The sequence below is a fragment of the Stutzerimonas stutzeri genome, assembly GCF_024448935.1.
GTDB lineage: Bacteria > Pseudomonadota > Gammaproteobacteria > Pseudomonadales > Pseudomonadaceae > Stutzerimonas > Stutzerimonas stutzeri_AO.
Genome location: NZ_JAMOIE010000193.1, coordinates 1 through 2413, shown reverse-complemented (window position 1 = coordinate 2413; position 2413 = coordinate 1). Strand labels below are relative to the sequence as shown.

Genomic DNA, 2413 nt, shown 5'->3' with positions numbered 1-2413 from the left:
GTCAATGGCCATTAATTTTGACCCACTTTTGGCCAATAGAATTGACCCACTTGCTCACCGCTAACCGCCGGTTTTCTGCTTCAAACGATAGCTCTCACCTCCCAGCATAAAGATGTGTGAATGGTGGATCACGCGGTCGATGATGGGCACGGCCACGTTGTCGTCATGGAAGAACTCGCCCCAGCTGGTGAAGTCCTTGTTGGTGGTCAGGATGACCGAGCGGTACTCGTACAGGTTGTTGATTAACTGGAACAGGTTGTACCGGGCTTGGCGCGTCATCGGCAGGTAGCCCAGCTCATCGATGATCAGCACGTCGTATTTGCTCAGCTGATTAAGGCGCTTCTTCAGCTCGCCCTTCATTTCCGCCAGCTCCAGATCCTCGACCAACGCCAGAGCCGTGCGGAACAGCACCTTGTAGCCCGCCTGAACCGCCTTGTGGCCAATCCCAATGGCCAAGTGGGTCTTGCCCACACCCGGTGGTCCGATGAACACCAGGTTGTCGCGGTTGTCGATAAAGCTGAAGTCCAGCAAGGTGCTGACCTGGCGCTTGGTGATGGTGGTCTGGTGCCGGTAATCGAAGGCCTCCAGATGCTTCTCCGAGGGGAACTGCGCCTGCTTGAGGTTGCGGCTTACGCGGCTACTGGAGCGGGCGTTAAGCTCATGCTCGACCAGTGACTGGGCGAAGCTCAGGTAGGACAGTTCATTGGCTTCGGCTCTGGCCAGCAGGGTGGCCAGCTCACCCGCGGTCGCGCTGAGGCGCAGGCTTCGGTACTGCGCGATAGTGCTGTCGAGCAGGCTCATTGGGTCACCCCGTGGCCAGTCGACTGGCCAATGCGGGCATAAGCGTTCAGGTCGGCGTGACTAACCTGGCTACCGGCCTCTGGCGCATAGTCATGGTCGCCGATGATCCGGCCCCGCGCCTTGGCTTGCTGCCATGCTTCGAGGTAGCGCTTGAGCCCGGTGGCGGTCAGTTCACTGCGCTCGCACAACTCGCCGAGCAACGCCGTATCAACCGGCGCATGGGCCATGAGCAGGTCGCGTGCAGCAACCAGCTGATCCTTGTAGATACGCGGCGAAGTACGCTTGAGCAGTTGGCACAGGGTTGCCCCAAGGGCATCGGGCAGGATCGAGTCGATGCCGCGCTCCAGGTCGGTAATGCGCTGGGCATGGTCTCGGTAATGGTTGTTGTTCTTGATCATCCGGCCCTTGGCCTTGCACAGGTCATGGGTGGCTATGAGTTCACCGCTCTCCAGGTCATGGATCAGCAACTGGTTGTCCTGTGCGCTGACACCGACACGGGCTTGCTGCCAGGCCATGGGTACCGAGTACTTGTTGGCCTGCCATGAGATCAAGCCGGTCTTGTCGACCTTGCGGGTCTCCCTTGTCGGCGCCACGTGCAGCAGGTTCTGCGGGACGAGATAGGGCTTGAGCTGACTACGCTCCAGTGCCTCGAAATGCGCTCTTGGATGCTGCCCCGTCGTGCCGTGCACGCGTGCGTTGGCGACAGTCTCGAGCCAATCATTCAGGTGCTGTCGGACGGCGGCCTCGTCCTGGAAGTGCTCGCCGTAGAAGCAGTCACGCTTGACGTACTTGACCCCGGCCTCCACCTTGCCCTTGCTCTCCGGGTCATAGCCCTCGCAGGCATGGATGCGGTACCCGACGGTAGTCGCATACTGGTGGAAGCGCTGGTTCAGCGTCAGCTCACGGTACTGCTCGTTGATCACCACCATCTTGGTCTGATCGTAGATGCACTCCTCGGTGACGCCGCCGAAGTAGCGGAAGGCCTCGTCGTGCATCTGGATAAACCGTTCGGTATCCAGCGGCCGGAAGTTCAGACCGACATACATCAGCCGTGAACAGGACAGCACAAACACCACAAAATGAACGACACGCTCCAGGCCGCCAATCATGACGCCTCGCAGCTCACCGGGGTCGACCTGACACTGCACGCCAGGCACTGACTCAACGACCGGCTCGTAATAGCGCAACTGGCCACTGGCAACCTGCTGCTTGAGCGCTTGCACATAGCGGCGAATGCTCCGGTCTGACACCGCCAGCTCGGTGGTGCGCTCCCTCAGGCGACGGGCCAGCTTGACTGCGCTCAGGGCTGGAAACTGACCCAACTGATTAATCAGATAATCGCGGTGCTCGTCGAGCACCTTGGTGCGTGAAGGGTCAGCAATGGTAGCGCTGATCTGCATCTCATCCAGGTGGAGATACTTGCGTACGGTGTTCCGGGAAATCCCCAGCTCACGACTGATGGCACGGACCGACAGGCCTCGGCCCTGGTCATACAACCCCTTGATCTTGTGAATCACAACCCACTCCTTCAATGATCTGTCCCCGGCCTGTGCATAAGGCGGGTGACGCTACATGGTCGGTGGCCAATGCCACTATGGGTGGGTCAAAATTG

Annotated in this window: 2 protein-coding genes; both read right to left on the bottom strand. The window is 59.7% G+C overall.

Annotated elements, in window-relative coordinates:
• Nucleotides 1–60: 60 nt before the first annotated feature.
• Nucleotides 61–801 carry an IS21-like element helper ATPase IstB gene (gene istB / locus NA637_RS24675; protein ID WP_064491510.1) on the bottom strand — a complete coding sequence of 247 codons (741 nt, stop codon included), beginning with the start codon at nt 799–801 and terminating at the stop codon, nt 61–63.
• Nucleotides 798–2318, bottom strand: a complete 1521-nt coding sequence (istA, locus tag NA637_RS24670; RefSeq protein WP_081273177.1) for an IS21 family transposase — start codon at nt 2316–2318, stop codon at nt 798–800. Before istA ends, istB begins: the two co-directional genes overlap by 4 nt.
• Nucleotides 2319–2413: the final 95 nt, after the last annotated feature.

Coding starts and splice junctions, on each gene's coding strand:
- istB (WP_064491510.1), bottom strand. CDS start 801: ATGAGCCTGCTCGACAGCACTATCGCGCAGTACCGAAGCCTGCGCCTC.